The 6,777-nt window shown below is 41.2% G+C and carries 7 protein-coding genes; 4 read left to right on the top strand and 3 right to left on the bottom strand.

What is annotated here, in order from left to right; all coding sequences use genetic code 11:
* The first annotated feature begins 557 nt into the window (after positions 1 to 557).
* The gene (gene uvrB, locus ESY88_RS15875; RefSeq protein WP_147088064.1) at positions 558 to 2,561 is read left to right on the top strand and encodes an excinuclease ABC subunit UvrB; all 2,004 of its coding nucleotides are present in this window, start codon (positions 558 to 560) and stop codon (positions 2,559 to 2,561) included.
* Between the two features lie 295 nt (positions 2,562 to 2,856).
* Here uvrB and ESY88_RS15870 read toward each other — a convergent pair whose 3' ends face one another.
* Positions 2,857 to 3,258 (bottom strand): TerB family tellurite resistance protein, encoded by a 402-nt coding sequence (locus tag ESY88_RS15870; RefSeq protein WP_147088063.1) that lies wholly within the window; start codon positions 3,256 to 3,258, stop codon positions 2,857 to 2,859.
* A gap of 270 nt (positions 3,259 to 3,528) precedes the next feature.
* Between ESY88_RS15870 and ESY88_RS15865 the strand changes: the two genes are divergently transcribed.
* The 3 genes from ESY88_RS15865 (at position 3,529) to ESY88_RS15855 (ending at position 5,545) form a co-directional block, all read left to right on the top strand.
* Positions 3,529 to 4,344, top strand: coding sequence for an alpha/beta hydrolase (locus ESY88_RS15865; RefSeq protein ID WP_147088062.1), 816 nt, complete (start codon positions 3,529 to 3,531; stop codon positions 4,342 to 4,344).
* 174 nt (positions 4,345 to 4,518) lie between these two features.
* Positions 4,519 to 4,761, top strand: coding sequence for a DUF1456 family protein (locus tag ESY88_RS15860; protein WP_147088061.1), 243 nt, complete (start codon positions 4,519 to 4,521; stop codon positions 4,759 to 4,761).
* A gap of 82 nt (positions 4,762 to 4,843) precedes the next feature.
* On the top strand, positions 4,844 to 5,545 hold the full coding sequence (locus ESY88_RS15855) for a phosphoadenylyl-sulfate reductase (RefSeq protein ID WP_147088060.1): 702 nt from the start codon (positions 4,844 to 4,846) through the stop codon (positions 5,543 to 5,545).
* Between the two features lie 37 nt (positions 5,546 to 5,582).
* Here the strand turns inward: ESY88_RS15855 and ESY88_RS15850 are convergent, their stop codons facing one another.
* Both ESY88_RS15850 and ESY88_RS15845 read right to left on the bottom strand, forming a co-directional pair.
* The gene (locus tag ESY88_RS15850) at positions 5,583 to 6,161 is read right to left on the bottom strand and encodes a hypothetical protein (protein WP_147088059.1); all 579 of its coding nucleotides are present in this window, start codon (positions 6,159 to 6,161) and stop codon (positions 5,583 to 5,585) included.
* 155 nt (positions 6,162 to 6,316) lie between these two features.
* A complete protein-coding gene (locus ESY88_RS15845) occupies positions 6,317 to 6,715 on the bottom strand; it encodes a lipocalin-like domain-containing protein (RefSeq protein ID WP_147088058.1) in 399 nt (132 codons plus the stop codon).
* Positions 6,716 to 6,777: the final 62 nt, after the last annotated feature.

The raw sequence follows: 6,777 nt of genomic DNA, 5'->3' as shown, positions 1-6,777 counted from the left end.
CCAACAAACCAAATAACATTCGTGTATTCGTGGCAGTACTATACTTCATACCGAATAACCTTCCCCAATATCTTTCGTAACGCGTCCTCAACCCAGCAAACCAAATAACATTCGTGTATTCGTGGCACTACTATACTTCATACCGAATAACCTTCCCCAATATCTTTCGTAACGCGTCCTGAACCCAGCAAACCAAACAACATTCGTGTATTCGTGGCAGTACTATAACTCATACCGAAGAACCTTCCCATTTCTTTCATAACGAGTCCTGAACCCAGCATACCAAATAACATTCGTGTATTCGTGGCACTACTATACTTCATACCGAAGAAGCTTCCCCAATATCTTTTATAACAAGTCCTGAACCCAACAAACCAAATAACATTCGTGTATTCGTGGCAGTACTATACCTCATACCGAAGAAGCTTCCACTTTCTTTCATAACACTTCCTGAACCCAGCAAATCAAATAACATTCGTGTATTCGTGGCAGTACTATAATCCATAACGAAGAACCTTCCCCTTTCTTTCGTAACTTTGCAATTCTAAAATTTCAACATGCGTTTTAAAGTCAAATCAGATTTTCAACCTACGGGCGACCAACCTCAGGCCATTAAAAAATTGACGGCCGGCATCGAAGCCAATGAAAAATACCAAACCTTACTGGGTGTTACCGGTTCCGGTAAAACTTTTACCGTCGCCAATGTGATTGAAGAAGTCCAACGCCCAACCTTGGTTTTGGCACATAACAAAACCTTGGCTGCGCAGTTGTATTCGGAATTCAAACAATTTTTTCCAGAAAATGCTGTGGAATATTTCGTCTCCTATTACGATTATTACCAACCGGAAGCTTACATCCCCGTTTCTGGGGTTTACATCGAGAAAGACCTTTCCATCAATGAGGAAATTGAGAAAATGCGACTCAGCACCACCTCTTCCCTATTATCGGGACGTCGCGATGTGATCGTGGTGGCTTCGGTGTCTTGTTTGTATGGTATTGGGAATCCGGTGGAATTTCAGAAGAATGTCATTTCCTTGGAAATCAATCAGCAAATCTCAAGAACCGATTTATTGCACCGCTTGGTTCAAAGCCTTTATTCTAGGACGGAAGCTGAATTCAACCACGGGAATTTCAGAATAAAAGGCGACACTGTGGACGTTTTCCCAAGTTATGCGGATGATGCTTTTAGAATCCACTTTTTTGGCGATGAGATTGAGGATATTGAACAATTCAACATCCAAACCAACGAAGTGATTGAGCATTATGAGCGTCTCAACATTTATCCTGCCAACATGTTCGTGACCTCGCCAGATGTTTTGCAGGGCGCGATCAAGGAAATTCAGGATGATTTGGTCAAGCAATACGACTATTTTAAGGATATTGGAAAACACCTTGAAGCCAAACGCTTAAAGGAACGCACCGAATTTGACCTCGAAATGATTCGGGAATTGGGCTACTGCTCTGGCATCGAGAATTATTCACGTTATCTCGACGGAAGATTGCCTGGCACGAGACCTTTCTGCCTATTGGATTATTTTCCGGAGGATTTTTTAATGGTGGTTGATGAGAGTCACGTGACCATTTCTCAAGTGCATGCCATGTACGGTGGCGACCGAAGCCGAAAAGTGAATTTAGTGGATTACGGTTTCCGACTGCCTGCGGCGATGGATAACCGTCCGTTGAAGTTCGAGGAATTTGAAGCCTTGCAAAATCAGGTCATTTATGTGAGTGCCACGCCTGCCGATTATGAGCTTCAAAAAACAGGCGGTGTTTTTGTGGAACAATTGATTAGACCAACCGGACTCTTGGATCCCGTGATTGAAGTGCGCCCAAGTTTAAACCAGATTGATGATTTGATTGAGGAAATGCAACAGCGCATCGAGAAGGACGAGCGTACCTTGATAACCACCTTGACCAAACGTATGGCTGAGGAATTAACCAAATACCTTGACCGCATCCAGATCAGATGTCGCTACATCCACAGTGATGTGGACACTCTAGAGCGTGTGGAAATCATGCAAGATTTAAGAAAAGGGGTCTTTGATGTGTTGGTAGGCGTTAACTTGCTGCGAGAAGGTCTGGACCTACCGGAAGTCTCTTTAGTGGCCATTTTAGATGCCGATAAGGAGGGCTTTTTGAGAAGTAACCGCTCCTTGACCCAAACGGTTGGTCGTGCCGCGCGACACCTCAATGGGAAAGCAATCATGTATGCTGATAAAATTACCAACAGCATGCAAAAAACCATCGATGATACCGAATACCGACGCGAAAAACAGATCGCTTATAATACCAAACACAACATCACACCAACCGCGTTGAAAAAGAGCTTGGACAGTGCTTTATCAAGGAACTCGGTAAGCACTTACAGCTATGCCTTGGAAGCCGCCAAAGCTGCGGAACCTGAAAGCAAATATTTAACCAAGGAACAGTTGGAAAAGAAAATCAAGGAGAAACGCAAACTCATGGAGCAAGCCGCAAAAGCCCTCGACTTCATCATTGCAGCACAGTTGCGTGATGAGTTAAAAGGATATCAAGAGAAGTTGCAGGCGGTCAAGCAGTAGTCGTTGAAGATGAAGACGAAGATGAAGACGAAGATGAAGACGATCCCGATAGCTATCGGGAGAAGACGAAGACGATCCCGATAGCTATCGGGAGAAGATGAAGATGAAGATGAAGATGAAGATGAAGATGAAGACGAAAATGAAGATTTAAGCGGAAGTTGAAAGCACTTGATTATAATTTACAAATTGTATTAAGCCAAAGCAGATTGCTTCCCGCTTCGTGCCTCGCAGTCGCAATGACGGTTTCATTGAATCGTGGACTGGAAACTGAAGACCGAAGACCGAAGACTGCAAACTAATTATACTGCACCTTAAAGATATCTATCAAAAAATCTGGCGGCACGATTTTGTTGGGAAAACTCTCCATAACATAGAGCACGCGATTGATGCATTCATGACCGAGCCCCATCCGGAGTCCGAAATTATGCAGTTTTACCAATTCTCTATTGGTAATGGCTTGATCGAGATTCATGAGCAAAACCAACCTGTGGAATTGCACAATCCGCTCGCTATGCGATTTTAGATGCACATAAGTGACAGGATGCTCAAACAGGTAATCAAAATCTGCTTTTGGTATTTCCAACTGTTTTGAAATGCTAAACAGGAACTTATATTCAATGGATTTTATTTTATCGTCTGTTTGTGCAAATGAAATCATTTCTGAAAGCAAGCTCAATTTTTCAACGCGATTTATCATAATAGGAAACGCTTTAAATTTGTTTTATAAAGTTAGTGAGATTAGCTTTTTGATAATCGTTGATAATCTGTCAGTTATCGAAAAAAAGTCTGCGTTTCGTCGCTATTTTCTCACTTTCAAAAGGTATTTAAGTGTAAGTATTTAAAAATCAGTACTTTGAGAATTAATTACGGTTCATCGATTTTTGAACTTTCAAGATCTATTATCGATAAACGGTGGGGGCATCCTAGTGTTAGATTTTACGTAATTTGCAATCTTTAAATTATAGCGATGAAAATAACCATTATCAGTATTTTATTTATTCTGCTCACACTTGGTTTCCTGCACGCCCAAAGTACCGCCGGCAGTCAGGTTTCGAAGTTTAAAATTGCTGCGCCACAGCTAGACACGCAAAAAATAATTTGGGTCTACACGCCGAAATCCTATAAAAAGTCAAAAAAAAATTATCCCGTGATATACATGTTTGATGCCCAAAATCTTTTTGATGCGGAAACCTCTTATGTCGGCGAATGGAAGATTGACGAATATTTAGACCGTCTAACAGAAAACCAAGTGATAATTGTAGGCATAGAGCACGGTAACGATAAACGACTTGAAGAACTCACGCCTTACCCCAATGAAAAATATGGCGGCGGCAAGGGCGACGACTTTCTCGACTTTATGATCAACACCGTGAAACCACATATCGATATTAGCTATAGAACCAAAACAGATGCTCCAAACACCAGTATTTTTGGTTCCTCCTTGGGCGGACTCATGGCCTGCTATGCCGTAATCAAACATCCTAAGACCTTTGGGAGTGCTGGCGTATTTTCTCCTGCTTTTTGGATCAATCCAGAAATTTATGAGCTTGTTGAAACTACTGAATTGCCAGAAAGTGCTTACTTCTATTTTATGGCAGGTGACCAAGAAGATGAGAATATGATAACAGACCAGCAAAAAATGCTAAGGCTTTTAACTGAAAAAGGAATTCCAAATGATCATATTAAGACAAAGGTGATTAAAGGCGGAACACATAATGAAGCCTTATGGCGTAACCAATTTCCTGAAGCCTTTGAGTGGTTGAACCAAAGAGCGTTTGACTGAAAGACATCTTCCTAGATTTCAAAATCATTATAAGGCCTCTAATTAAAGTTGATTTCATATATTTATAATTAATTTTAAAAAATTCAGTACAATCGGAAACCTTAGATTAAACAGCTTCAGAAAAAACTGTTTTCACAAGATTGATGCAAGTTTCACAACGATATAATTATACACATGACCAACAACGATATATTCAAAAAACTAAGAGTTGCGCTCAAATTGCGCGACGACGATATTATAAAAATCCTCGAGCTTGTAGATTTCAGAGTTTCTAAACCTGAGCTGAATGCGCTATTCCAGCGGGAGGATCATCCCAACTATGTGGAGTGTGGCGATCAAATATTGAGAAACTTTCTCAACGGATTGGTCATTCATCTGCGTGGCCCAATGCCAAATAAGCAAAAAAAAGAGGACTAAAGTATCATATTCCCAAAAATTTTCGGCGAAGCTCCATTTAAAAAATTAGCGTGTAACTTGCGACTTATACCAATCCCTAGTTATGTTTGAAACCCCATTAGCTCATAAAGTAATCCCTGATCTTTCCGAAGCGGAAATCAAGGCTCTCAATAAAAAGTACAAAGCACTTACAGCAACCGAACGCATAGCGGCACTTTACAGCGATTTTGATGTTTCTGAAGTGATGCTCACCAGCTCCTTCGCAGCAACCTCGGCGTTTTTGCTGAAGCTTTTTTCCGAAGTAAACCAAGAACAAACCGTGTTTTTCATTGATACCGGCTATCATTTTGAAGAAACGCTGCGTTATAAAAAAGAGCTGACCAAACGCTATGGCCTAAACGTCAAATCCATTGGCGCCATTAAAGAAGAGCACGAGTTTACAACCAAGGATGAAACTTGGAAGAAAAATCCGGACTTTTGCTGCTCAATCAATAAGGTAAGACCATTAGACATCATCAAGAATCAATATAAGGTTTGGGTTTCTGGTTTGATGGAATGGCAAAGTGACCACCGCTCTACCCTAGATATTTTCGAAATGCGCGGTGAGATATTGAAGTTTTATCCGTTGTTGGACATCACAAAGGAAGCACGCGATGCTTACATCAAGGAGTACGATTTACCGTTTCATCCCTTAGTGGCCAAAGGATATAATTCCATAGGTTGCTCACACTGCACGGTGCCTGGAGAAGACCGCAGCGGTAGGTGGAACAATAATCCAAAAACCGAATGTGGCTTGCACCTCTAATCCAAATCGTCTAAACCAAGGTCTAACGGCTAAGACTTCAGTTTTTCAAGAACAGCATCCAATCCCAATCGGCAGGATCCCCTATCCCAACACTTGGCGTATATAAAAACAATTGTATTTTGGCTTCCGGATTACTTTGTCTAAAGTCTTTTACAACAGCCAACTTATCAATCGCGCTCCAAATAGTGGCAAGGTTCATATCTTCCGGATAATAAGCGTATTCATCATACATGACTTTTGAGAACGCTTCAGCACTTGGCAGCGGCAACGCTTCTTCCAAAGTCTCAAAACTGGAGGCTGGTTTGATGCTGGCAGGGTATTCCATAAGGCCAAGTCCCATCCAAATGATGGTACCATCAAACAATAAGGTGTTTGAATTTGCGGAATACAACTGGATCCCTCCAAAATCTCCGGGCGCTTGATAGGAAGATGTAATATCGAAATCTGAACTGGGCTCAGCAACTACAATTTGGGTACCGCCTTCAAAAGCATGAGTGGTAAAATCTACCTTGAGCATCAAAACATCAGACTCCTGCAAGTCATCTATTGCTTCCGTAGCATCTTCTGAGCAACTAAATAACAATGCCAGCATTAAAATAAATGTGATTGGTTTCATAATAGTCATGCGTTTAATGGTTCATACTAATTGTTTTGGTCAAGTTTGAAATGCAATGAATTCTACTGCTGAAGCTAAGTATAAACAAATCAGTTTAAAGATACAAAAACTTAGCAATCTGAAAGTTAGGGCAAAAAAGGATTCGCAAGCATGGTTTATTCCAGTTTCACGTATTTTTCCCTACAAGCTTCAATGCAGGGATAATCGATTATTAAATTGGTCGCACTTATTTCAAAAACTAAATTAAAATCTGAGCAATCGGCGATGCTGATACTGGCATCGGTTTCAGAATAGGTGCCAGCGGATGGTTCTCCCACATCTGAAAACACCAAGCATAAATTGGCATTGGAGCTCAAACTTCCATCCGCCTCAAAGGTGATGGTTTTTGAACTAGTTAGAGGCTGGAAATCCCCGCTACCGTCTCCGGGATCGCCATAAAACGCAACCAATTGCCATTGGCCAACCAGCGTCAAATCGTTTTGGGAGGCATCGTCGTCGTTGGCACAGGAGTTTATCAAAAGCAGACTCATAACACCAACAAGAAGTCGTTTCATACTAAAGCGATTTGATTAGTAGATGCTTAGTTCAACAAAAGGTTGCGTAGGCGCATAAAAAA

The sequence above is a fragment of the Subsaximicrobium wynnwilliamsii genome (assembly GCF_007997225.1).
GTDB classification, from domain to species: domain Bacteria; phylum Bacteroidota; class Bacteroidia; order Flavobacteriales; family Flavobacteriaceae; genus Psychroserpens; species Psychroserpens wynnwilliamsii.
This window is presented reverse-complemented; position numbering and strand designations above follow the sequence as displayed.

Excerpts from the sequence above, each read along its gene's own strand:
- uvrB (WP_147088064.1), top strand. The coding sequence starts at position 558 with ATGCGTTTTAAAGTCAAATCAGATTTTCAACCTACGGGCGACCAACCT.
- ESY88_RS15870 (WP_147088063.1), bottom strand. The coding sequence starts at position 3,258 with ATGATAAATCGCGTTGAAAAATTGAGCTTGCTTTCAGAAATGATTTCA.
- ESY88_RS15865 (WP_147088062.1), top strand. The coding sequence starts at position 3,529 with ATGAAAATAACCATTATCAGTATTTTATTTATTCTGCTCACACTTGGT.
- ESY88_RS15860 (WP_147088061.1), top strand. The coding sequence starts at position 4,519 with ATGACCAACAACGATATATTCAAAAAACTAAGAGTTGCGCTCAAATTG.
- ESY88_RS15855 (WP_147088060.1), top strand. The coding sequence starts at position 4,844 with ATGTTTGAAACCCCATTAGCTCATAAAGTAATCCCTGATCTTTCCGAA.
- ESY88_RS15850 (WP_147088059.1), bottom strand. The coding sequence starts at position 6,161 with ATGAAACCAATCACATTTATTTTAATGCTGGCATTGTTATTTAGTTGC.
- ESY88_RS15845 (WP_147088058.1), bottom strand. The coding sequence starts at position 6,715 with ATGAAACGACTTCTTGTTGGTGTTATGAGTCTGCTTTTGATAAACTCC.